Source organism: Knoellia pratensis (genome assembly GCF_042666395.1).
GTDB classification, from domain to species: domain Bacteria; phylum Actinomycetota; class Actinomycetes; order Actinomycetales; family Dermatophilaceae; genus Knoellia; species Knoellia pratensis.
Map to the genome: position 1 here is coordinate 515,472 of NZ_JBHTDJ010000001.1, position 23,334 is coordinate 538,805.

The following is a 23,334-nucleotide window of genomic DNA, read 5'->3' on the forward strand; positions in this document are numbered from 1 at the left end:
CGTCACAGAGCCCCCGACCGGTGACCGATGGTGTCGGGCCGCGCGCTGCAGCCACGCTGGTCATGACCACGATTCACGGAGGACACGGCCGCGCCCCTACGCTTTCGCCCATGAACTGGGACGACTACGCGGCTGCGCTCTTTGACCTCGACGGGGTCGTCACTCCGACGGCGGAGGTCCACATGCGGGCCTGGTCGGTGATGTTCAACGACTTCCTCACGACCCGGGGTGTGACACAGCCCTACACGGACGAGGACTACTTTGCCCACGTCGACGGCAAGCCGCGCTACGAAGGTGTCGCTGCGTTCCTCGCCTCGCGCAACATCGAGCTCCCGCAGGGTGACCCGTCCGACCCCACCTCGGCCGACACCATCTGCGGTCTCGGCAACCGCAAGAACGATGCCTTCAACGTGGTGCTCGAGTCCGACGGTGTGGAGGCCTACCCCGGCTCGGTGCGTCTGCTCGAGGCCCTCGCCGCCCGCAACTACCCGATGGCCATCGTGTCGTCATCCAAGAACGCCCCGGCTGTCCTCAAGGCCGCTGGCGTGGACCACTTCTTCCCGTTCGTCATGCACGGTGGCCTCGCGGCCGAGCTGGGCATCGCGGGCAAGCCGGCCCCCGACACCTTCGTGGCGGCAGCCGAGGCCCTTGGCGTCACGCCCGAGCAGTCGGTCGTCCTCGAGGACGCCCTGAGCGGCGTGCAGGCAGGCGCAACCGGAGGCTTCGGCCTCGTCATCGGTGTCGACCGCGGTGCAGGCACCGAGGCCCTCACCGACGCCGGCGCCACCCTCGTCGTCAAGGACCTCGAGGAGCTGCTGTGAACGCGATGCCGCTCGACATCAGCGACGACCCGCTGGACCGCAGCCGTTTCCCTCTCGACGAGTGGGCGCTGACCGAGACCCGTTTCAGCGCCGACGACCTCGGCGTCACCGAGTCGCTGTTCAGTGTCGGCAACGGCTACCTCGGGATGCGCGGCAACTACGAGGAGAGCCGCGACGCCCATGTCGACGGTTCCTACATCAACGGCTTCCACGAGACGTGGCCGATCACCCACGCCGAGGAGGCCTACGGCTTCGCCCGCGTCGGGCAGACGATCGTCAACATCCCTGACGCCAAGGTCATCCGCCTCTACGTCGACGACGAGCCGCTCCAGCTCTCGACCGCGGACCTCCTCGACTACAAGCGCACCCTCGACTTCCGCACTGGCGTCCTGTCGCGCACCCTGCTGTGGCGCACGCCGAGCGGCACGCGCGTCGAGGTCAAGAGCACCCGCATGGTTTCGCTCAGCCAGCGCCACCTTGCGGCGATGACGTTCGAGGTCACCCTGCTCGACGGCAACGGACCGGTGCAGATCTCCTCGCAGGTCCTCAACCGCCAGGACCTTCCCAAGGAGGGCCCCGAGGCCCACAAGGGTGGCATCGCCGACCCGCGCAAGGCCGAAGCCTTCCGGGAGCGTGTCCTCCTGCCCGAGGTCAGCGAGGGCGACCTCGAGACGGGTCGGTTGTGGCTGGGCTACCAGTGCGCCGACAGCGGCATGACGCTCGGACTCGTCGCCGACCACACCCTCGAGACCGCAAATCCGTACCGCGCCACCGTCCACACCGACGACGACAGCGCCAAGATGATCTATCGCATCCAGGCGCAGCAGGGCACCCCGATCAGGCTGACCAAGCTCGTCTCGGCGCACACGGCCAACAGCGTCCCGCCCCGTGAGCTCCTCGACCGGTGCGAGCGCACCCTCGACCGGGTCGCCGAGGAGGGTCTGCAGCACCAGTACGACGAGCAGCGTGCGTGGCTCGACTCCTTCTGGCAGCGCGCCGACATCGAGATCCCGGGCCACCCCCAGATCCAGCAGGCCACCCGCTGGAACCTCTTCGCGCTCGCCCAGGCGTCGGCGCGTGCCGAGACCTACGGCATCCCCGCCAAGGGGGTGACCGGGTCCGGCTACGGCGGTCACTACTTCTGGGACACCGAGATCTACGTGATGCCGTTCCTGACCTACACGATGCCGTATGCCGCCCGCAACGCCATGCGCTTTCGTCTCTCGTTGCTCGACTCGGCCAGGATCCGTGCCGGTGAGCTCTCGCAGAAGGGTGCGCTCTTCCCGTGGCGGACCATCAACGGACACGAGGCGTCGGCCTACTACGCGGCCGGCACCGCGCAGTACCACATCGACGCCGACATCGCGTATGCCCTGAGCCAGTACGTCGGGGCGACCGGGGACGTCGAGTTCCTCGACCGCGAGGCCGTCGACATCTTCGTGGAGACCGCGCGGTTGTGGGCCGACCTCGGGTTCTGGCGCATGCACCCGAACAAGGAGCGGACCTTCCACATCCATGGCGTGACCGGTCCGGATGAGTACACCGCCGTCGTCAACGACAACCTCTACACGAATGTTCTCGCGCGCTTCAACCTGCGGCGCGCGGTCGAGGCGGTGGAGTCGATCGCGGAGGGTGACCCTGCGGCATACGCCCAGATGGTCCGAAGGACCGAGCTGGAACCGGGCGAGGTCGCCGAGTGGCGCGACTGTGCCGCAGGAATGTTCATCCCGTTCGATGAGCACCTGGGCATCCACCCGCAGGACGACCACTTCCTCGAGCGGGAGATGTGGGACCTGGCCAAGACCCCGGCGTCGGTGCGGCCGCTGCTGCTGCACCACCACCCGCTGGTGATCTATCGCTTCCAGGTGCTCAAGCAGGCCGACGTCGTCCTGGCGCTGTTCCTGCAGGGGGAGGACTTCACGCCGGAGGAGAAGCTCGCGGACTTCGAGTACTACGACCCGATCACCACCGGCGACTCGACGCTGTCGGCGGTCGTGCAGTCGATCATCGCGGCGGAGGTCGGCTACCAGGACCTGGCCTATCGCTACTTCCTGTCGGCGCTCTTCGTCGACCTCGCCGACCGACACGCCAACACCGCGGACGGCGTGCACGTCGCCTCGACCGGTGGCGTGTGGAGCGCGTTGGTGTCGGGGTTCGGTGGGTTCCGCGACCTCGGCAGCGACGAGCACGAGGGTCAGTTCGCGATCGACCCGCGCCTGCCCGTCGGGTGGGAGTCATTGACCTATCGGCTCTGTCTGCGAGGGACTCGAGTTCGGATCGCCGTGCGGGCGCAGGAGCTCGAGCTGGTCATCGAGGACGGCGACGGACCACTGACGTTCTCGGTGCGCGGCGAGTCGATCACCGTGACCGCGGCGGAGCCGGTGACGGTCGCGCTGGCCGATCAGGGGCCGCGCATCGCCGGGTCCCCGAAGGCTCCGAGCGAGATCGTGCGCGAGGACGGCACGGTGATCTCGAGCGTCGTTCCCACTGGAGACACGAGGCGCATGGCGGTTCCCACCGGGTACTGACTCTCCTCTCGCTCGACTTCGTGCCCCGTACGGACACGCTGAGGGAGGCCTTCGGCCGGGGGACCGCGTCCGTAAGGGGCACGAAGTCGAGGTGTGTCAGGGGGGTCGTTTAGGTTGGCGCGCATGGCAGCGAAGACGACCCGACCGGCATACCGCTGCACTGAATGCGGTTGGACGACGGCCAAGTGGGTCGGGCGGTGCGGTGAGTGCCAGGCCTGGGGCTCAGTGACCGAAGTCGGCGCCGTCTCGGCTCGGACGACTGCGGCGAAGTCGGTCGAGCGTCCGGCCCTGCCCATCGGCGAGGTCGACGTGAGTAGGGCGCAGGCCCGGGGGACCGGTGTGCCCGAGTTCGACCGGGTGCTCGGTGGTGGGCTCGTGCCCGGTGCCGTCGTGCTCGTCGCGGGTGAGCCCGGCATCGGCAAGTCCACGTTGCTCCTGGATGTGGCCGGGCGGGCGGCGCGAGGTGGTGAGCCGGGCGCGGAGCGTCGGGTCCTCTATGTCAGTGGTGAGGAGTCGGCGGCGCAGGTGCGCAGTCGCGCCGAACGCATCGAGGCCATGGCGCGCACGCTCTTCCTCGCATCCGAGACGGACCTCGCGACGGTGCTCGGCCAGATCGACCAGGTTGAACCAGAACTCGTCGTCATCGACTCCGTCCAGACCATCAGCAGCGGCGAGGTGGAGGGGGCAGCAGGCAACGTCTCGCAGGTGCGCGAAGTTGCTGCGAGCCTGATCGCGGTGGCCAAGGCGCGCGGGATCGCCGTGCTGCTCGTCGGACACGTCACCAAGGACGGTTCCATCGCGGGGCCGCGGGTGCTCGAGCACCTCGTCGACGTCGTGGTGCAGTTCGAGGGTGACCGGCACAGTCGGCTCCGGCTGGTGCGAGCCGTCAAGAACCGCTACGGCCCGACGGACGAGGTGGGCTGCTTCGACCTGTCCGACGTCGGCATCACGGGGCTCGCTGATCCCAGCGGCTTGTTCCTGTCCAACCGCACCGCCGCCGTTCCCGGCACCTGCGTCACGGTGACGTTGGAGGGCCGCAGACCCCTCGTCACCGAGGTCCAGGCCCTCGTTGACCAGACCGAGATGCCCAACCCGCGTCGCGCCACGAGCGGGCTCGACTCCTCGCGCGTCGGGATGATCCTGGCCGTGCTGGGGACCCGGGCCAAGGCGCCCATCGGTCGCAAGGACGTGTTCGTCTCGACCGTCGGGGGCGTGCGCATCACCGAGCCCGCTGCCGACCTCGCCCTCACGCTGGCGCTCGCGAGTGCGATCAACGACCAACCGCTCCCGGTGGGCACAGTGGCGTTCGGTGAGGTGGGTCTGGCTGGCGAGCTGCGACCCGTGACAGGGGCGCACCGACGCCTGGCCGAGGCGTCGCGACTCGGCTTCACCACGGCGATCGTGCCGCCCGGGGTTCTGGGCGGTGGTCCTGTGCCCGATGGTCTGCGCGTCATCGAGGTCGCGACCGTCCTCGAGGCCGTGACCATGACTGTCGTACCCGTCGTCGCCCGCTGACCCCATGCCCGGGCGGGACCCGGCCCACAAGGTGACCGGGCCGTGACTCGGTCACGGGACCGGGCGGCATACCGCGCCGTTAGACTCGCCGAGAGGCACCGGTGCACCTGACCGCGCGCCAAGCAGACAGACCGAAGGGGACACGTGGCCACGCCGCTGGTGGATGACGAGCTGATGCGGACGACGCTCGCTGCCGTCGCGCCCGGGACCGAGCTGCGTGACGGACTCGAACGCATCCTGCGCGGCCGCACCGGAGCCCTCATCGTGCTCGGCACCGACAAGGTCATCGACGAGATCGCCACAGGTGGCTTCCCGCTCGACGTCGAGTTCTCCGCGACCCGCCTGCGTGAGCTGGCCAAGATGGACGGCGCGATCGTCTGCGACCGCGATGTCACCAGGATCCTGCGGGCCGCGACCCAGCTCGTGCCCGACGCGTCGATCGAGACGAGCGAGTCCGGCACTCGTCACCGCACCGCCGAGCGTGTCGCCAAGCAGACTGGTTTCCCCGTCGTCTCGGTGAGCCAGTCGATGCGCATCGTCGCCCTCTATGTCGGCGGCAACCGGTTCGTCGTCGAGGACTCCAGCGCCATCCTGTCCCGCGGCAACCAGGCCCTGCAGACCCTCGAGCGCTACAAGCAGCGCCTCGACGAGGTCACCGGAACCCTGTCGGCGCTCGAGATCGAGGACCTCGTCACCGTGCGCGACGTCGCCAACGTCCTCCAGCGCCTCGAGATGGTGCGCCGGATCAAGGACGAGATCGGCGACTACGTCCTCCAGCTCGGCACCGACGGCCGCCTCCTCAGCCTCCAGCTCGAGGAGCTCACCGGTGGCCTGTCCGACGACCTCGGCCTCGTCATCCGCGACTACCTCCACGAGTCGCGCGGCGAGCACGACCTCGACCGGGCCATCGCCAACCTCACCGACATCGACGCCACCGAGCTCCTCGACCCGGCAGCTGGTGCCAAGGCACTGGGCTTCACGGTTGTCGGGGACGCTCTCGACTCGTCGGTGAGCCCGCTCGGCTACCGCATGCTGAGCAAGGTGCCGCGTCTGCCCGGTGCCATCGTCGACCGTCTCGTCGAACACTTCGGCAGCCTCCAGAAGCTCTTGGCCGCCGGCGTCGACGACCTCATGGGCGTCGAGGGTGTCGGCGAAGGCCGCGCCCGACTCGTGCGTGAGGGCCTGTCGCGCCTGGCCGAGAGCAGCATCCTCGAGCGCTACGTCTGACCCTGGCGTTGACCATCGTGAGCATCGCGCTCCCGCCCACGGCTGACGTGGAGTTCCTGCACCGGTCGATCCTTGACTGGTATGCCGTGCACTCCCGACCGCTTCCCTGGCGCGACCCGTCGTGCTCGCCGTGGGGTGTGCTCCTGTCCGAGGTGATGGCGCAGCAGACGCCGCTGGCCCGGGTCGAACCCGCTTGGCGCGAATGGATGTCGCGTTGGCCGACACCGGCCGACCTGGCGGTCGAGTCGCCGGGCGAGGTCGTGCGGGCGTGGGGCCGACTGGGTTATCCGCGTCGGGCGCTGCGGCTGCGCGAGGCTGCCGTCGCCATCGTCGAGCGACACGGTGGCGAGGTGCCTCGTGACCAGGCCGACCTGCTCGCCCTGGCCGGTATCGGTGACTACACGGCGGCAGCGGTCGCGGCATTCGCGTTCGGCGACCGATCGGTCGTCGTCGACACCAACGTGCGCCGGGTCGAGGCGCGCATCGTGTCCGGTGCGGCGCAGGCTGCCCCGTCGCTGACCCGTGCCGAGGTCGACTTGGCTCGCGACCTGCTGCCGGTCGTTGATCAGGACGCGGCGGTGTGGAACGTTGCAGTCATGGAGCTCGGTGCCCTCGTCTGCACGGCTCGGGCCCCTCGGTGTGAGGACTGCCCGGTCCGCGCACGGTGCGCGTGGCAGGTGGCCGGCCGACCGGCATACGACGGTCCTGTCCGGCGGGGGCAGAAGTGGCACGGCACCGACCGACAGGTCCGCGGCATCATCGTGCAGGCGCTGCGGGAAGTCCCACATGCGTTGGGGCGCAGCGAACTTGCCCCCGGCCAGGACGAGCAGCAGGTCGACCGCTGCCTCGGCGGCCTCATCGAGGACGGTCTCGTCGAGCCGGTGGGCGAGGACCACTTCGCCCTTCCGGGTCACGCGGAGGTGGCGCGATGAGTGCTCACGACGAGCCGAAGGAGCCGACCGAGCCGCTGCGCAGGGCCGAGCCGACCGAGCCCATTCCCCAGCCGCCGGACGCCAATGATGCGGGTCGCCGAACGCCTCCTGACCCCTATGGCGTGAGGGCCGGTGCCACGAAGGCCTTCAAGGTGCTCGGCCGCGGCACCGTCGGCGGTGCCCGCGTCGCCGGTCGAGGGAGTCGCGCCGGGACCCAGAAGGCTCGCGCCTACGTCCAGTCCGCGGGCGCCGGCGAGAGCGGTCTGGCTCGCCTCGTCGAGCTGCACTTCGTCAACATCTGCGGCGACGCGGCCCTCACCGTCAGTCTGGCCGGCACGATCTTTGCCATCCCCACCGATGAGGCCCGAGCACAGGTGGCGCAGTTCCTCCTGCTGACCATGGCACCGTTCGCCCTGCTCGCACCCTTCCTCGGGCCGCTGCTCGATCGCTTCAGCCACGGTCGCCGCTGGGCCATCGGCACGACCCTGGCTCTGCGGGCCTTCCTCTGCTGGGTGCTCGCCGGTGCGGTGGCGACCGGCTCGGTGTGGCTCTTCCCCGCGGCGCTGGGGTGCCTGGTGGCGTCCAAGGCCTACGGCGTCACGCGATCGGCCGCGATCCCACGCCTGCTGCCACCGGGTTTCACGCTCGTCAGCGCCAACTCCCGCATGGCTCTGGCCGGTGTCGCCGCCATGGCGGTCGGTGGCGGGCTCGCCGGAGCGGTGTCCCGCATCGGCCCGGACTGGTCGCTGCGGCTGGCGTTCGCCATCTATGTCGTGGGGACGGTTCTCGCGATCCGTCTGCCGGGTCGCGTGGACTCCTCGGTCGGCGAGTTCGACATCGAGGACACCGTCAACCCCGCTCCTACCTCCGACTTCGTGCCCCGGACGGACACCCGCGAGCGGCCTTCGGCGCAGAGCGCGCGTCCGTCCGGGGCACGAAGTCGCAATGGGATCGGGGCACGACTGCGGGCGCTGCCGGTGGCGGTGCGGGCCACCCTCGTGAGCGCCATGGGTGCCCGCCTGCTGACCGGGTTCCTCACCCTCTTCATGGCCTTCCTCATGCGCGAGCACCCCATCCCGGGCTACAGCGGCACGCTGGTCCTGGCACTGGTGGTCGGGGCAGCCGGTGCCGGCAATGCCCTCGGCACGGTCGTCGGCAATGCGGCCAGGAAGTTGCGACCCGACCGACTCGTCGCCACTGCGCTCGTCGTCATTGTCGCGACGTCACTCGCCACGGCGCTCGCCTATTCGCTCGTGACCTTGCTGATCCTCGGCCTGTCGGCGGGACTGTGCGCCCAGGTCATCAAGCTCAGCACCGACGCGATCATCCAGCGCGACGTCGCGGAGAACGTCCGCACCCAGATGTTCGGCTGGTCCGAGACGGTGCTGCAGATCGCCTGGGTGCTCGGAGGTGGGCTCGGCATCGCGTTGCCCCTCATCCCGCAGCTCGGGTTCGGCGCCATCAGCGGCCTGCTCGTCCTGGTGCTACTCGCCTCGATCCAGATCCGCCGCACCGGAACTCACGCCGCTTGAGAATGATTCAGAGAACTCGGAGCATCCTGGTGTTGCCCAGGGTGTTGGGCTTGACCCGCTCGAGGTCGAGGAACTCTGCAACACCTTCGTCATAGGAGCGCAGGAGCTCGGCATAGACCTCGGGCTCGACGGCCTGCCCCTCGATCGGAGCGAACCCGTGCCGCTCGAAGAACGCGGTCTCGAAGGTCAGGCAGAACAGCCGCTCCACACCGAGTTCCCTTGCTCGCGACACGAGCCGCGTGAGGATCTGCGTTCCGACCCCGAGTCCCAGCGCCGACGACGACACCGCGAGGGTGCGGATCTCGGCGAGGTCCTCCCAGAGGACGTGCACCGCGCCGCAGCCGATGACCTCACCGTCACGCTCGGCAACGACGAAGTCGCCGATGGCCTCGTAGTACGCCACCGACTCCTTCTGCAGGAGGACGCGCTGCTCGGCGAGCGGTGCGACGAGGGCGCGCATCGGGCGCACGTCCGCGGTGCGTGCAGAGCGGATGAGTATGCCGTCGGACTCGGCCGGGCGCTCAGGTGCGGGGGACATGCGACCCAGTATTCCGGCATACGCAAGAACCGGCCGCCCGTGCACGAGGCACGGACGGCCGGTCCTTGGTGAGCGTCCCGACTGACGCTCTGGTCCGTGAGTCAGCGGGTCTGGTAGACCGGCTGACTCTGCGGGTTGAGCTCGTTCATCTTCACGCCGGCCGCCTTCTTGAGGCTGGGGTCGGTGATCTTGAGGACGTCGAAGCCCTTGCCCAGGTCGGACGAGTAGACGTGGCCGTTGTAGTAGTACGACGACCAGGTGCCACCGCCGCCACCACCGACGCCACCGTTGGGTCCGCGCTCGAAGTAGCCGATCTCACGGGGGTTCTCGGAGTCGGTGAAGTCCCAGAAGGACGTGCCACCCATGTACCAGGACTGGACCATGACGTCGCGTCCGTTGACAGGGATGAGGGAACCGTTGTGGGCGACGCAGTTCTCGCTGTCGAACTGGTGGCGCGGGATCTTGTAGTACGACTTGAAGGTCAGCTGGTTGTCGGCCGACAGGTCGTAGATACCGTTGGCGCCACGGGTCGAACCGACCGTCGCGTTGCAGGTGGCCCGGCCACCGCCACCGAGCTCATCGGTGAAGATGACCTTCGTGCCCTTGTTGTTGAAGGTTGCCGAGTGCCAGAACGCGAAGTTCGTCGTGTCCTGGACGGTCTCGATGACCTTGGGGGCTTCGGGGTTCGCGATGTCGAAGATGACACCGTCACCCATGCAGGCGCCGGCCGCGATCTTCTTGGACGGGTATGCCGTGATGTCGTGGCAGCCGGTCGTCGCGGAGTACCTGTCACCCGAGGGCTGGGTGCCACCGGGGTTGCCGCCGTCCGGGAACATGTTGGGGGCCGCGATCACGGCGGCGGCCGTCGGGTTGGCCTTGGGGACCTTGACGATGCTGATGGCGTCGTGCGGCGGCTGGCAGTCAGGGAAGGTCGCGTTCGGGGAGTAGCTCGAGACGTAGATGTAGTCGTAGTTCGCGCTGGGAACGAGCGTGTTGGTGTGCGAGCCGCAGTTGGTCTCGACGGCCTTGAGGTAGCGGGGGTTCGTCGGGTCGGACACGTCGAAGATCTTGATGCCCTCCCACGATTCCTTGATCGTCGCCGACTGCGCGACCGATGCGCAGGAGTCGTCATTGCGCGACGAGTCGGTCGACAGGTAGAGCAGGTTGCCCGAGATGGAGATGTCGTTCTGCGACCCGGGGCAGCTCACTGTCGCGAGCTTGGTGGGCGAGGCGGGGGTGGAGACGTCGTAGATGACGAAGCCGTTGTAGTTGCCGACGAACGCCTTGTTGCCCGAGAAGGCGATGTCGGAGCCGGTGGCGCCCGCGAGGGGTCCGGCGTGGGGAGTGTTGAACAGGTGCTGCACGTTGGCGCTGCGGCCGATCTGGTCGGCGGCCAGTTGAGTGCCGGACAGACCGACACCGTCTCCGGGCGCGGCTGCGGCCACCACGGCACCTGTGCCTGTCGCGGTGAGGGTGGCGATGGCGGCCACCCCGATGGAGCGCAGGATTCTCATGTTTCCTCCTCCGGTGGGCGCAACCCCCGCGAGTGCGCCCAAGTGATGTGCGGGTGCCGTTCAGCCTCGCGCATAAGTTCCGACAGTGGGGTAAAGGTTTGGTAAGAAGTAACTACTCGCGAGTTCTGTCCGGTCTTGTCCGGTTCGCCCGGTTCGCCCGGCTCCGGTGGGTGGAGGCGCCACAACGCGAACCGGCCGCCCGCGCATGGGACGCGGACGGCCGGCAGGACAGGGTGACGCTCAGGGGGTCGCGTAGACCGGCTGGCTCTGCGGGTTGAGCTCACCCATCTGCACGAGCGCGGCTCCCTGCAGGTCGGGGTCGGTGATCTTCAGGACGTCGAAGCCCTTGCCGAGGTCGGAGGAGTAGACGTGGCCGTTGTAGTAGTACGACGACCAGGTGCCACCGCCGCCCCCACCGACGCCGCCGTCGGGTCCGCGCTCGAAGTAGCCGATCTCTCGGGGTGCCGCACTGTTGGTGAAGTCCCAGAACGACGTTCCGCCCATGTACCAGGACTGGACCATGACGTCACGACCGGCGACCGGGATGATCGACCCGTTGTGGGCGACACAGTTCTCGGACTTGCCCTGATGACGTGCGATCTTGAAGTACGACTTGAAGGTCAGCTGCTTGGTGGCGGACACGTCGTAGATCGCGTCGGCACCCCGCTTGTTGTAGTTCTTCGCGTCGCACGTGGCCGCCCCGCCGCCGCCGAGCTCGTCGGTGAAGACGACCTTGGTGGCGTCCTGGTTGAAGGTCGCCGAATGCCAGAACGCGAAGTTGCGATCGGAGACCCGGGACAGAACCGTTGGCGCGACCGGGTTGGAGATGTCCATGATGATCCCGTCACCCATGCAGGCCCCGGCCGCGATCCCCTTGGCGGGGAAGGCCGTGATGTCGTGGCAGCCGCTGGTGCCGCCGGCGAGCAGCTTGCTGTTCTGGGTGCCACCGTCCGGGAAGAGATTAGGCGTCGCAACGACTTTGGCCGCAGTGGGGTTGGCCTTGGGAACCTCGACGATCGAGATGAGGTCGTGCGGCGGGAGACAGTCCGGAGTCTGGGTGCTGGGGCTGTAGGACGACACGTAGATGTAGTCGTTCGCGCCGCCGGGCACGAGGGTGTTGGTGTGCGAGCCGCACTTGGTCTCGACTGCCGCGAGGTACGTCGGGTTGGTCGGGACGGACACGTCGAAGATCTTGATGCCCTCCCACGCCGCCTTGATCGTGGCCGACTGTGAGACCGAGGAGCAGCTCGAGTCGTTGCGCGAGGAGTCGGTCGACAGATAGAGCAGGTTGCCCGAGATCGACACGTCGTTCTGGGAACCGGGGCAGCTCACCGTGGCCAGCTTGGTGGGCGATGCGGGGTTCGAGATGTCGTAGATGACGAACCCGTTGTAGTTGCCGACGAACGCCTTGTTGCCCGAGAACGCGATGTCGGTGCCGGTCCCTGAGGCCAACGGCCCGGCGTGCGGAGTGTTGAAGAGGTGCTCCACATTGGCGCTGCGGCCGATCTGGTCAGGCGCGAGCTGGGTCCCCCACAGCCCGATGCCGTCGGCCGCCGAGGCCACGGTCGCGCCGGTGAGCGCGGTCAGGGCCGCGACGGCCGCCACCCCCAGAGAACGCACGATTCTCATGATTCCTCCTACCCTGGGGCCCGGCCTTCGTTGAGGGCTGCGCCCGGTGACGACTGCAATTGGCCCCAGCCTCCCGCAGAATCTGCGCGAACGGCGTAAATATTCGGTAAGAACTGTCTACCCGCCAGTTCGGCCAGTTCGGCCAGTTCGGCCAGTTCGGCCCGTTCGGGCGAGCGGACGTGGAGGCTGGCCAACTACAGTGCGCCCCATGGTTTCTCGTGTTCATCAACCGCGCAGCGCAGTCCTCGCCCTCCTCGTCGCGACCACCCTGATCGGGCTCACCGGCTGCACGGGCGATGGGGAGCCCCTGCCGTCCTCCACGGCCGTGACTCCCAGCGGGCCGGTGCTCCAGCCGGGCCTGCCGGGCGAACCCAATGCCACCCTCACGGGCACTGCCGCGGCCCCTGTCCCCACCACCACGGTGCGACCGGGCGACGTCACCTTCTATCAGGACATGATCGTCCACCACGCCCAGGCCATCGTCATGGTCGAGACGGCAACGCCACGCCTCGCCGACACCCAGGTCAAGGCGCTCGCCTCCCGGATCGCCGACGAGCAGCAGCCCGAGATCCTGACCATGAAGACCTGGCTCGAGGAACGCAAGCAGACCGTCCCCCCGCAGGCGACGAACCCGCGCCTCGGCGACCATGACCACGCCGGCATGCCGGGCATGGCCACGGCCGCTCAGCTCGCCGCCCTGGGCAAGACGTCCGGAGTGGAAGCCGACCGGCTGTTCCTCACCCTCATGACCGCTCACCACCAGGGCGCGCTCGCGATGGTCGGTGAGCACGCCAAGGGTGCCTCGGACGAGAAGGTCGGCGAGATGGCCGCCGACATCAACGTGACGCAGACCAAGCAGATCCAACAGATGCAGACCATGCTCGCCCGCCTCTCCTGAGCTTGAAACTTCGTGCCCCGCACGGACACGTTCCGTTGGCTGAACGCCCCACATCGTGTCCGTGCGGGGCACGAAGTCGCCTGGGGGACAACGCAAAGGCGGGGTATGCCGGGAACTCTCGTTCCGGCATACCCCGCCTTTGTTGTCTGGCTGGGTGAGGCTGTTGGCTACTCGCCGGCCGCAGCGGCCGGCTCACTGCCGACGGCGCCGCCCGTGGCAGCAGCGACGATCGGGACCTCGACGATCTCGGCCTTGCGGGCACCCGCGAAGGTGAACGTGTCGTCCTTGCCCTCACCGGTCGCATCGACCGCGACGATCTCGCCGGCCTTGAGCTCACCGAACAGGATCTTCTCGGACAGCACGTCCTCGATCTCGCGCTGGATGGTGCGACGCAACGGTCGCGCACCGAGCACGGGGTCGTAGCCGCGCTTGGCAAGCAGCGTCTTGGCCATGGGCGTGAGCTCCATGCCCATGTCCTTGTCCTTGAGGCGCTTGTCGAGCTTGGCGATCTCGAGGTCGACGATCTGGATGATCTCGTCCTGCGACAGCTGCGGGAAGACGATCGTGTCGTCGACGCGGTTGAGGAACTCGGGGCGGAAGTGCTGCTTGAGCTCGTCCACCACCTTGGCCTTCATCCGGTCGTAGCTGCTCTGGGTCTCGGGACCGGCCGAGAAGCCGAGCGAGCCCTTCGAGATGTCACGCGTACCGAGGTTGGTCGTCATGATGATGACGGTGTTCTTGAAGTCGACGACGCGACCCTGGGAGTCGGTGAGGCGACCGTCCTCGAGGACCTGCAACAGGGAGTTGAAGATCTCGGGGTGGGCCTTCTCGACCTCGTCGAACAGGACGACCGAGAACGGCTTGCGCCGGACCTTCTCGGTGAGCTGCCCACCCTCTTCGTAGCCGACGTAGCCGGGGGGCGAGCCGAAAAGCCTTGAGACAGTGTGCTTTTCGGAGTACTCCGACATGTCGAGCTGGATGAGGCTGTCCTCGTCACCGAAGAGGAAGGCCGCGAGCGTCTTGGCGAGCTCGGTCTTGCCCACACCGGTCGGACCGGCGAAGATGAACGAGCCACCGGGGCGACGCGGGTCCTTCAGACCAGCGCGCGTGCGACGGATCGCCTGCGACAGAGCCTTGATGGCGTCGTCCATGCCGACGACGCGCTTGTGCAGCTCGTCCTCCATGTGGAGCAGTCGGCTCGACTCCTCCTCGGTCAGCTTGAACACAGGGATCCCGGTCGAGGCCGCCAGGACCTCGGCGATGAGCTCCTCGTCGACCTCGGCGACGACGTCGAGGTCACCCGACTTCCACTCGGTCTCCCGCTGCGACTTCTCGTTGCGCAGGTTCTTCTCGTCGTCGCGCAGACGCGCCGCCTTCTCGAAGTCCTGCCCGTCGATCGCCGACTCCTTCTCGCGCACGACGGCCTGGATCTTCTCGTCGAACTCGCGCAGGTCCGGCGGTGCGGTCATGCGGCGGATGCGCAGTCGGGCGCCGGCCTCGTCGATGAGGTCGATGGCCTTGTCGGGCAGGAAGCGGTCGTTGATGTAGCGGTCGGCCATGTTGGCGGCCGCGACGAGCGCGGCGTCGGTGATCGAGACGCGGTGGTGCGCCTCGTAGCGGTCGCGCAGACCCTTGAGGATCTCGATGGTGTGAGCCAACGTCGGCTCGGCCACCTGGATCGGCTGGAAGCGGCGCTCGAGCGCGGCGTCCTTCTCGATGTGCTTGCGGTACTCGTCCAGGGTCGTCGCACCGACGACCTGGAGCTCACCGCGGGCCAGCATCGGCTTGAGGATGGACGCAGCGTCGATGGCGCCTTCAGCCGCACCGGCACCGACGAGGGTGTGGATCTCGTCGATGAACAGCACGATGTCGCCGCGGGTGCGGATCTCCTTGAGGACCTTCTTGAGGCGCTCCTCGAAGTCACCGCGGTAGCGGCTGCCAGCGACGAGCGCGCCGAGGTCAAGCGTGTAGAGCTGCTTGTCCTTGAGCGTCTCGGGAACCTCACCGCGCACGATGTCCTGGGCAAGACCCTCGACGACGGCCGTCTTGCCGACGCCGGGCTCACCGATGAGCACCGGGTTGTTCTTGGTGCGGCGGGACAGCACCTGCATGACCCGCTCGATCTCCTTCTCACGCCCGATGACCGGGTCGAGCTTGCCCTCGCGAGCAGCCACGGTGAGGTTGCGACCGAACTGGTCGAGCACGAGCGAACCGGCGGGGGTGCCCTCGGCGGGGCCGCCCTGACCGACGCCGGCCGTCGTGCCCTCCTTGCCACCCTGGTAGCCCGAGATGAGCTGGATGACCTGCTGGCGGACGCGACCGAGGTCGGCGCCGAGCTTGACGAGGACCTGGGCGGCAACTCCCTCACCCTCGCGGATCAGGCCAAGCAGGATGTGCTCGGTGCCGATGTAGTTGTGGCCGAGCTGAAGGGCCTCGCGCAGCGAGAGCTCGAGGACCTTCTTGGCGCGGGGCGTGAACGGGATGTGACCGGTCGGGGCCTGCTGGCCCTGGCCGATGATCTCCTGCACCTGCTCGCGCACGGCATCGAGAGAGATCCCCAGGCTCTCGAGGGCCTTGCTGGCAACACCTTCACCCTCGTGGATGAGGCCGAGCAGGATGTGCTCGGTGCCGATGTAGTTGTGGTTGAGGAGGCGCGCCTCTTCCTGGGCGAGGACGACCACCCGGCGGGCGCGGTCTGTGAACCGTTCGAACATGGTGCTGGCTCCTGACTATTCGAGTCACCTCGATGCTATCCCCGCTCCCTGTATGCCGTGGTGGCCTGTTCACATGGACCGTCACGAAATGAGGAGGGGCGAGGTGTGTCAAGGCGTCCAACGCGGCATACGCGCGCGGTGTTCCGCAGGATGAGCGCAGCCGACTCATGTTCGCTCTGGGCGGACTTCCGGGCGCCGCTTCGGCGGCCGTCAGGAGGGAGATCCGCCGGTATGCCGTGGTGCTCAGCTGCCGGCGCCGGTCCGCCCGGTCCGGAGGATCCTCAGGGTCTCCTTGCTGTCCTTGGCCGCCATCACGGTGACCACATCACCCTTGGCCAGGGTCGACACCTTGTTCTTGAGGCGATCGCGGCTGTCGGCGCCGATCGTGTAGGTGGCGGTGAACCCGTCCGTGCTCTTGACGGTGAGCCTGTCCGCCGTCACGTTCGTGACTTCTCCTGTCTGGAAGATGATCGTCCTCGTGGCCGTGCCATTGCCGGGGACCACGGCCTCACCGTGCAGCGAGCCGCCCACCCCCGGGAGCCCCAGGTTGGGGAGGTCGCCCGCGCCCGGAGGGGCCTGGCGTGGTGCCTGGTCCCGCGGGAGCTCCTGGGGTCCGCGCTGTCCGGGTCCCATCTGGTCAGGCATGGGCATCTGACGGGAGTCCCCGGCCCATGGCCCACGGTGGTCGGCACCAAGGTGGCGCGCGAAGGCGCCGACCACGAGGCCCACTGTCAGCAGGGCGACCAGGCCCAGGCTCGCACCCGCAACGATGACGGCGAGCTTGCCGCCGGTGGTCGACATGGCCTCGCCCCAGATGGACCGTCGCGCCGCCGGTGGAACCGGGGCTGCCCACTGCTGCGTTGGCGTGACTGGCGGGGTCTTCGGGCTCTCTGGGGTGCCCGGTTCGTCAGGGGTGTCGCTCATGGAGGGGTCCTTCCGCTCAAGGTCAGGATGGACCTGCAACCTGTGACCACGCCGAAAGGCCCCTCCGAAGGAGATGCGCGAGACCTCGGTGCTCAATCTTCAGGGCTGCGCGGTCGAGGGGACGCACGCGAGTAGCCTTGCCGCCAACGATGACCCAGGTGCGTGCAAGGTCATGTGCCCGCGACAACAGTTTGGTGGACCACTCTGATGGAGGCGTTCGACACATGGTGAGTGAGCAAGGCTCTGCTCCCACCGGTGCCACCCGGCGCGAACGCCAGCGACTCCAGGTCCTCGAGGAGATCAAGGAAGCCGCCCTCGGTGAACTGCGCGAGCGCGGGACTGCGGGTGTCACCATGCGGGCGGTGGCTCGGGCCATCCACATCACTCCCTCCGGGCTCTACCGCTACGTCGATGGCCATGAAGCCCTGTTGGACCTGTTGGCCATGGACTCCCTGAGCGATGTGGCCGACCGGATCGTCGCCGCTCAGGCCCTCGCCGATGACGGCACGCATGCCACCCAGTGGTTCGCCGGGTGCCTCGCGATGCGCTACTGGTCCCTCGAGCACCCCGCGGAGTACGGCCTGATCTTCGACACCCAACCCGCGCGCGACCAACCCCGAGTCGCCGTCGGGAACGACAACCCGGCGTTTGCGGCCTTCAGTCGCGTCTGTGCAGGCGCGCTCGCGGACGGCGAGATCCGCCCCGATCGCACGATGCTCGGGTCCTTGGGCCGATCGGGGCAGGACAACCCTGCGGAGGTGGCCGACCTGCTGGCCGCCACCGGACTGGCCTGTCTCATCGGGCGACTCTCGATCGAGATCAGTGGACGGATCACGACCCCCCTGACGAGAGAGGACCGCTATCCACTCTTCGTGCAGGCCGTGATGCGGATGTTGGGCTTCCCGGAGGTCTCGCCCGGCCTGGCCCCGGGCGCTCCCACTCCTTGACGGCACATTCGCTCCGAGCATCTTCTCCAAAGGGCAACGCACCGGGTTCTCCTTGGGTAGCGTCGATGTCGAGATGTGGGACAGAAACGAGCGCAGCGCCACGCCCGACGTGGGCAGAGCTGGCGACGCAGGGCCGCAGGTCCGTCTGGTGCACACAGTCCTCAACACGCTTGACACCCTTCTTGATGCACCGATCGAGGAGCGCCTGGCCGTCGTGGCCGTCAACGCCGCCACGTGTTTGAGCGCCGCCGCCTGGCGCGTCAGCCGCGTCGACGGTGAGACCGTCCGCTCGCAACGCCCCGAGATCATTCGTTCCCCAGAGGTGAGCGACGGGCCAGCACTTCCGGAGGCCTGGGGTGCCGACTACCCTCTTTCCGCACGGCCAGCCCTCGCGGAGGCCGCAGAGGGGTCGGCATTCAGCGTGACACTGGCCACGGACGATCCGGTCGAGGAGCGTGCGCTGGCCGGCACCGGATTCGCGAGCGCGGTCGTGGCTGGCGGCTACGACCCGGATGCCCACGGATGGCTTCTTGAGCTCTTTGGCGACGAGCACACGCACGAACCCCACGCTTTCGCGGCCGTTCTCCTGGCTCTCGTGCAGGCCGCGCTCGGTTTCCCGAGGGCTGCAGCGCCGTCACGCGCGACTGGTTGAGACGCCTGTCCGGTGTGACGAGGGCTGCCCCAGACCCACCATTGCGTGTCGCTGAGCCATCAATTTGACTCTGCTGTACTCGTGTGGGAACACTGTTCTCTTATGAGACACCTCATCACGGATGAGGGTCGCGAAGCGGTTCCGGGGATTGACATCGTGCGACAGGGGAGTCGCTCGGACGATGGGCATGTCGTCGTCGCATTCGTGCCAGCACACAACGAGGCAGATCAAATCCAGAGCACCATCGCCTCCCTCCAGTCCCAGACCAGACCGCCAGAGCTCATCGTTGTTGCTGCCGACAACTGCACCGACGAGACCGTCACCATTGCCCAGGAGCAGGGCGTTGTCGTCTTCCAGACCGTCGACAATGCAGCGCGCAAGGCGGGGGCACTCAACCAGGCCTGGCAGCGCTACGCCGTCGGGTCCACCCACATCCTCACGATGGACGCCGACACCGCACTGACGCCCAGCGCCATCGAGAACATGCTGCACGCCTTCGCGTTCCGCACTCGTCGTGCGCGCCGCGGCCGCCCGCTCGGTGCTGCCTGCGCGCGCTACTGGGCCAAGGACGGCACCGGTCTGGCCTGGCGGCTGCAGCGGCTCGAGTACGCCCGCTACGACGACTCCCGCGAGATGCGCGGCTGGGTCGTTCAGGTCGCGTCAGGCGCCGCGACGCTCTATCGGTCCGACGCCCTCGATGACGTCGTGCGCGCCAGCGATCGCGACGTCCCGTGGGATGCCGCGAGCCTCATCGAGGACTACGGACTCACGCTCGACCTCAAGACCTCCGGGTATGCCGTGAGCGCGGCACCGGGTGCCCAGGTCCTCACGGACACACCGGCCACCTTCGGTGCCCTCTGGCAGCAGCGTCTTCGATGGGGCAGGGGCGGCATCGACGAGTGCCGCAAACGAGGCTGGATCCCGGCAACGCGACGGGACATCGCGGCATACGCCCTCTTTGGTTTTTCGTCGTTCATGCGGCTGCTCTGGGTCTTCTATGTCATCGCGCTGTTCCAGCTCGGCATGGGACTCACCTATTCGCTCATCGGAATGATCCCGCTCCTGCTCATGTGGGTCGACCGGGTCACTTCTGCCTGGCGGGTGCCCGGACGCACCTGGCAGGACATCACCCTCAGCGCGACCATGCTGGTCGAGGACGTCTACGGACTGTTCCTCGAGGCCTGCACGGCGACCGCGCTGGTCCACAGCATTCGACGCACATCACAGGCCTGGTAGGGGAAACAGCATGTATTTCAACAGTTCCGGCAGTCACACGATGCAGGCGGCGACGCTGACGTCGGGGACGCTCGCCATGAGCGCCTTCGCGTTCGCGCACACTGCACTGCTCGTCTTCGCGCTGGTCTTCGCCGGCTTCGTGGTCTTCCGTCTGGTCCGTCGCTCGCAGGTCGTCGGCACTCGACGGCTCGCGGCCCGAGGATCGCTCGGCCGAGTTCTGGAGGACGCCCGATGACCGGCAAGCGCGTGCTCGGTGCGCTGGCCGCGGGAAGTGCCATCGTGGTGGCGTTCGGCCTCGGTGGCGGATTCTCGGCGGCGTCGTCGTGGGCCCGTGGACAGCACAAGCCGGCTGCGGCCGTGGCGAGCCAGGCCCAGCCCCGCCCCCAAGCGACCCCGGCCGCCACGGTGGCACCGGGATCGATGGGCCTCATCGCGCTCACCTTCGACGACGGCCCGTCCGAGATCACCCCCCAGCTCCTCGACATGCTCAAGCAGAAGAAGGTCAAGGCGACGTTCTTCCTCCAGGGCGACCACGTCGTGGCGCACCCCGACCTGGTGCGCCGGATCCACGACGAGGGTCACGTGATCGGCAACCACAGCTGGTCGCACCGGCCCTTCGACGGCCTGAGCGACGCCGAGGCCCTCAGCGAGATCACCCGCACCAACGAGGCGATCCGCAAGATCACCGGCGTCACCCCCGAGCTCTTCCGCTACCCCAAGGGGGTCGAGAGCGAGTCGGGCAACAGGGCCATTCGCTCGCTCGGCATGTGGGGCGGCGTGTTGTGGCACTGGGAGACCGACGCCGGTGACTACACGTGCCCCGGGGCCGACGGGGTGGAGCGCTACCTCAACGACAACGCCACCGACCAGGCGCTCCTCCTCCTCCACGACGGCAACGAGGTCGCGACCTGCTCGCAGAACCAGCCGAAGTACCTGCCGAGGGCGATCGACTCCCTCCGGGCACGCGGCTTCGAGTTCGGTGTCGTCGCAAGTGCTGGTGGGCCGAGCTGGGTCAACCAATACTCGTGGGTGCGAGTCATTCCCGCTGACTCGACGACACCGACCCGCCGCTGACCTTGGCCAGTCCCTGACGTCCGCAGCTCTGGCGAGAAGAGCGACCAGAGGTGCGGACGCAGGGGCTCAGGCGTCGTTTGCCGCCTCGTCGCCCAGCTTGATGACGAGCTGCGTGCCGAACGGCGCCGACTGCACGAGTCGCATCCGGGCCAGTGCCGGATGGTCGTCGAGCAGCTTGGCCCCGTTGGCGAGGGAGCGCAGCGCGGCCGTCTCGGCGCGGGCCGACTCGAGCTGCGCGGCACCCCGCGCCCGCGCCGTCGCGAGTTCGAGCGTCGCGGCCCGAACCTCGGTCGGCAGGATGACGTCCTTGACGACGACCTCAAGGACCGAGATCCCCAGCGGTCGCGCTGTCGCGTCGACTGCTGCCGTGAGGGTCGCGGCGTCCAGACCGGCACCACGCTGGCTCACCGAATCCAGGGTGAGGCCAGCGACGGCATCGCGCAGGGCGACCTGGGTCGCGAGGTAGACCAGTCCGAGCGGATCGGCCGCGCGCTCGAGCCACGCGATCGGATCCGCGACGGTCCACCGCACAGCCGCCGAGACGCGCACCTGCACGCCGTCGACGGTGAGGATCTCCTGCGGGGAGACCGAGAGCAGCTGCTCGCGCAGGTCCACCTCGCGGTAGGTCGCCCGGCGGGCCCGACGGTGACGGCCCGACTCGAGCACCCGAACAGGGGTGCCGTCGACGAACTCGACCGCGGCGGTGTGGGCCGGGACGGTGACATGGATGAACAGCATGGGCAGCCTCCTTCAGGGTGCGCCGGTGGAGTGACACTGGGCGGTCGGACGTGATGGCCGGTGATGGTGCCGGTCGGCGGAGCGTCGCGCGGGGCGTCGGGCGTCGTCCTGACCGCCCGGGCCGCAGAGCACGGCGTTCCGTGAACCCGACCGGCACCACCTGTTGCATGACGGGAGTTGAACCCGAGCCTTGACAGGGCATACCAGTGGATCCATCGACGAGAGGCAATGTGCAGGACCGGTTGGCGGCACGCCGCTCCGACTGCTTCCTCTCGCTTGTCCGTGGACCAGTGTGACGACGTGGGTATGCCGTCCGCCACCGAATTACCCTGCCCTCACGTCCCGCTCGCGGTCACGGTTCGACGCGAGAGTCAGCCGCGGCGTTGGCAGTTGCCGCACCAGAAGAGGTTGCGACCGGCCACGATCCGCGTCCTGATCTTCGAGCCGCACACGTGGCACGCCTCGCCCTGCCGCTTGTAGACGTAGGAGTCGCGAGTCGTCATCCGCACATCCGCACCGGCCTCGAGCGCTTGTGCCACCGCGTCGACCTGCTCGTGGATCGTGACGATCTTGCTCGTCGCGACACCGATGGGGAGGAGGGCGACGAGGTCCTCCCAGATGGCGCGCCAGGTCTTGCGTTGCAACTTGTTTCCGGGTCGAAAAGGGTTGACCCGCAAGCGAAACAGCACTTCGGAGCGATAGACGTTGCCCACACCGGCGAGGACCGCCTGGTCCATCAGGAGCTCGGCGATCGGTTTGCTCGACCGTTGGATCCGCTTCCACGCCAAGTCGGGATCGGAGCGAACATCATTGGGGCGCAATGGATCTGGTCCGAGGCGCGCCAGAATCTCGTCCACCTTCTCCGGAGTCACGACGTCACACACCATGGGCCCGCGAAGATCAGCGACATGGTCGGAGGTCGCGAAGCGGCACCGCACCTGACCGACAACCGGCAGCTCACCGGCATACGACGTCGTGTCGATCGTGAAGGTGCCGATGAGACCAAGGTGCACCCACAGGATCCGTTCGCCGGCGAACTCGACGAACAGGTGCTTCCCCCACGAGGACGCCTCGAGCACCTCGTGTCCGGAGATCAACGCGGCGCCCCCACCGAATTTGCCCTGCGGGCTCGTCACCGTCGGGGACGTGCCGCGGAAGGCGATGTCGAGGTCGCGGGCGAGCGCGTAGAGAGTGTGGCCTTCGGGCATTGCCCCATCATCGGTCACCCCTAGACTGCGCCGCATGGCAGCCACCGAGACCAGACTGCTGCTGCTCGGCACCGTGATGCTCTTCGAGCCGGTGAACGGGTACCAGCTGAGGCGCGAGCTCGTCTCGTGGCAGGTCGAGGACTGGGCGCACGTCAACCCTGGGTCGATCTATTCGGGGCTGACGACGCTGACCAAGCAGGGCAACCTCGAGCGTCACGACCTCGTCGATGGCACGCGCGACGTCGCGGTCTACACGAGCACCACGGAGGGGCGGCTCGAGTTCGCCCGGCTGTGGCGTTCGGCCGTCGAGACCGTCGATGTCCTGTCCCCGCTGCCGTTCCACACGGCGATGGCCCTCATGCCACTCGTCGGCCGCGAGTCGGTCCGCGACGCGTTGCAGGCCAGGCTCGCGGCGACGGATGCCAAGGCGCGCGACCAGCTGAGTCAGCAGCCCCCCGCCGAGGCCGTGCCCCCGCACGTCCGGGCGCTCGCGGACCTGTGGATGGGTTTGGGGCAGACCGAACGCGAATGGCTCGTCACTCTCATCGGTCGGGTGGACCGCGGCGAGCTGGAGCTGCAGGGCGAGGAGTCGTCCTGGATGCCGCCGTCGGACGACCCGGGCTGGCAGATGGCGAACGACCGCGAACGCTACCTGCGGCTCATCGGCGGCCGCTGACCCACGCGTTGGGTATGCCGTCCGCCCCGTT

The 23,334-nt window shown here is 68.1% G+C and carries 20 protein-coding genes; 13 read left to right on the top strand and 7 right to left on the bottom strand.

Annotation, left to right across the window (positions count from 1 at the left end; translation table 11 throughout):
• Nucleotides 1-110: 110 nt before the first annotated feature.
• The 6 genes from ACFQRE_RS02325 (at nt 111) to ACFQRE_RS02350 (ending at nt 8,555) form a co-directional block, all read left to right on the top strand.
• Nucleotides 111-821: an HAD family hydrolase gene (locus tag ACFQRE_RS02325; protein ID WP_380118446.1), complete on the top strand. Its 711-nt coding sequence runs from the start codon at nt 111-113 to the stop codon at nt 819-821.
• Between the two features lie 5 nt (nt 822-826).
• On the top strand, nt 827-3,349 hold the full coding sequence (locus ACFQRE_RS02330) for a glycoside hydrolase family 65 protein (protein WP_380120387.1): 2,523 nt from the start codon (nt 827-829) through the stop codon (nt 3,347-3,349).
• Between the two features lie 123 nt (nt 3,350-3,472).
• On the top strand, nt 3,473-4,864 hold the full coding sequence (radA, locus tag ACFQRE_RS02335; protein ID WP_380118449.1) for a DNA repair protein RadA: 1,392 nt from the start codon (nt 3,473-3,475) through the stop codon (nt 4,862-4,864).
• Nucleotides 4,865-5,038: 174 nt separating this feature from the next.
• Entirely contained in the window at nt 5,039-6,091 is a 1,053-nt protein-coding gene (gene disA / locus ACFQRE_RS02340) for a DNA integrity scanning diadenylate cyclase DisA (RefSeq protein ID WP_380120389.1), read from the top strand.
• A gap of 17 nt (nt 6,092-6,108) precedes the next feature.
• Nucleotides 6,109-7,023 (top strand): A/G-specific adenine glycosylase, encoded by a 915-nt coding sequence (locus tag ACFQRE_RS02345; RefSeq protein ID WP_380118452.1) that lies wholly within the window; start codon nt 6,109-6,111, stop codon nt 7,021-7,023.
• Complete coding sequence (locus tag ACFQRE_RS02350) at nt 7,020-8,555, top strand: MFS transporter (protein WP_380118454.1); 1,536 nt, start codon at nt 7,020-7,022, stop codon at nt 8,553-8,555. The genes ACFQRE_RS02345 and ACFQRE_RS02350 overlap by 4 nt, the downstream gene beginning before the upstream one ends.
• A 7-nt stretch (nt 8,556-8,562) precedes the next feature.
• Here the strand turns inward: ACFQRE_RS02350 and ACFQRE_RS02355 are convergent, their stop codons facing one another.
• The 3 genes from ACFQRE_RS02355 to ACFQRE_RS02365 form a co-directional block, all read right to left on the bottom strand.
• Nucleotides 8,563-9,093 (bottom strand): amino-acid N-acetyltransferase, encoded by a 531-nt coding sequence (locus ACFQRE_RS02355; RefSeq protein ID WP_380118456.1) that lies wholly within the window; start codon nt 9,091-9,093, stop codon nt 8,563-8,565.
• Between the two features lie 101 nt (nt 9,094-9,194).
• Nucleotides 9,195-10,607, bottom strand: coding sequence for an LVIVD repeat-containing protein (locus ACFQRE_RS02360; protein WP_380118458.1), 1,413 nt, complete (start codon nt 10,605-10,607; stop codon nt 9,195-9,197).
• 240 nt (nt 10,608-10,847) lie between these two features.
• Nucleotides 10,848-12,236, bottom strand: coding sequence for an LVIVD repeat-containing protein (locus tag ACFQRE_RS02365; protein ID WP_380118460.1), 1,389 nt, complete (start codon nt 12,234-12,236; stop codon nt 10,848-10,850).
• A gap of 208 nt (nt 12,237-12,444) precedes the next feature.
• Between ACFQRE_RS02365 and ACFQRE_RS02370 the strand changes: the two genes are divergently transcribed.
• Entirely contained in the window at nt 12,445-13,134 is a 690-nt protein-coding gene (locus ACFQRE_RS02370) for a DUF305 domain-containing protein (protein WP_380118462.1), read from the top strand.
• A gap of 167 nt (nt 13,135-13,301) precedes the next feature.
• Here ACFQRE_RS02370 and ACFQRE_RS02375 read toward each other — a convergent pair whose 3' ends face one another.
• On the bottom strand, nt 13,302-15,848 hold the full coding sequence (locus ACFQRE_RS02375) for an ATP-dependent Clp protease ATP-binding subunit (RefSeq protein ID WP_380118464.1): 2,547 nt from the start codon (nt 15,846-15,848) through the stop codon (nt 13,302-13,304).
• A gap of 243 nt (nt 15,849-16,091) precedes the next feature.
• The gene (locus ACFQRE_RS02380) at nt 16,092-16,772 is read right to left on the bottom strand and encodes a hypothetical protein (RefSeq protein ID WP_380118466.1); all 681 of its coding nucleotides are present in this window, start codon (nt 16,770-16,772) and stop codon (nt 16,092-16,094) included.
• A gap of 224 nt (nt 16,773-16,996) precedes the next feature.
• Here ACFQRE_RS02380 and ACFQRE_RS02385 point away from each other — a divergent pair, with 224 nt between their 5' ends.
• The 5 genes from ACFQRE_RS02385 to ACFQRE_RS02405 all read left to right on the top strand — a co-directional run bounded on the left by ACFQRE_RS02385 (nt 16,997) and on the right by ACFQRE_RS02405 (nt 20,681).
• The gene (locus ACFQRE_RS02385; protein ID WP_380118468.1) at nt 16,997-17,719 is read left to right on the top strand and encodes a TetR/AcrR family transcriptional regulator; all 723 of its coding nucleotides are present in this window, start codon (nt 16,997-16,999) and stop codon (nt 17,717-17,719) included.
• Nucleotides 17,720-17,867: 148 nt separating this feature from the next.
• Nucleotides 17,868-18,371 (top strand): hypothetical protein, encoded by a 504-nt coding sequence (locus ACFQRE_RS02390; protein ID WP_380118470.1) that lies wholly within the window; start codon nt 17,868-17,870, stop codon nt 18,369-18,371.
• Nucleotides 18,372-18,473: 102 nt separating this feature from the next.
• A complete protein-coding gene (locus ACFQRE_RS02395; RefSeq protein WP_380118472.1) occupies nt 18,474-19,607 on the top strand; it encodes a glycosyltransferase in 1,134 nt (377 codons plus the stop codon).
• 10 nt (nt 19,608-19,617) lie between these two features.
• A complete protein-coding gene (locus ACFQRE_RS02400) occupies nt 19,618-19,842 on the top strand; it encodes a hypothetical protein (RefSeq protein ID WP_380118474.1) in 225 nt (74 codons plus the stop codon).
• On the top strand, nt 19,839-20,681 hold the full coding sequence (locus ACFQRE_RS02405; protein WP_380118476.1) for a polysaccharide deacetylase family protein: 843 nt from the start codon (nt 19,839-19,841) through the stop codon (nt 20,679-20,681). The genes ACFQRE_RS02400 and ACFQRE_RS02405 overlap by 4 nt, the downstream gene beginning before the upstream one ends.
• Nucleotides 20,682-20,747: 66 nt before the next feature.
• Here the strand turns inward: ACFQRE_RS02405 and ACFQRE_RS02410 are convergent, their stop codons facing one another.
• On the bottom strand, nt 20,748-21,419 hold the full coding sequence (locus ACFQRE_RS02410; RefSeq protein ID WP_380118479.1) for a slipin family protein: 672 nt from the start codon (nt 21,417-21,419) through the stop codon (nt 20,748-20,750).
• Between the two features lie 371 nt (nt 21,420-21,790).
• On the bottom strand, nt 21,791-22,627 hold the full coding sequence (locus ACFQRE_RS02415; protein WP_380118481.1) for an Fpg/Nei family DNA glycosylase: 837 nt from the start codon (nt 22,625-22,627) through the stop codon (nt 21,791-21,793).
• 34 nt (nt 22,628-22,661) lie between these two features.
• On the opposite strand from ACFQRE_RS02415, the gene ACFQRE_RS02420 reads away from it, so the two are divergent.
• Nucleotides 22,662-23,303 carry a PadR family transcriptional regulator gene (locus ACFQRE_RS02420; RefSeq protein WP_380118483.1) on the top strand — a complete coding sequence of 214 codons (642 nt, stop codon included), beginning with the start codon at nt 22,662-22,664 and terminating at the stop codon, nt 23,301-23,303.
• Nucleotides 23,304-23,334: the final 31 nt, after the last annotated feature.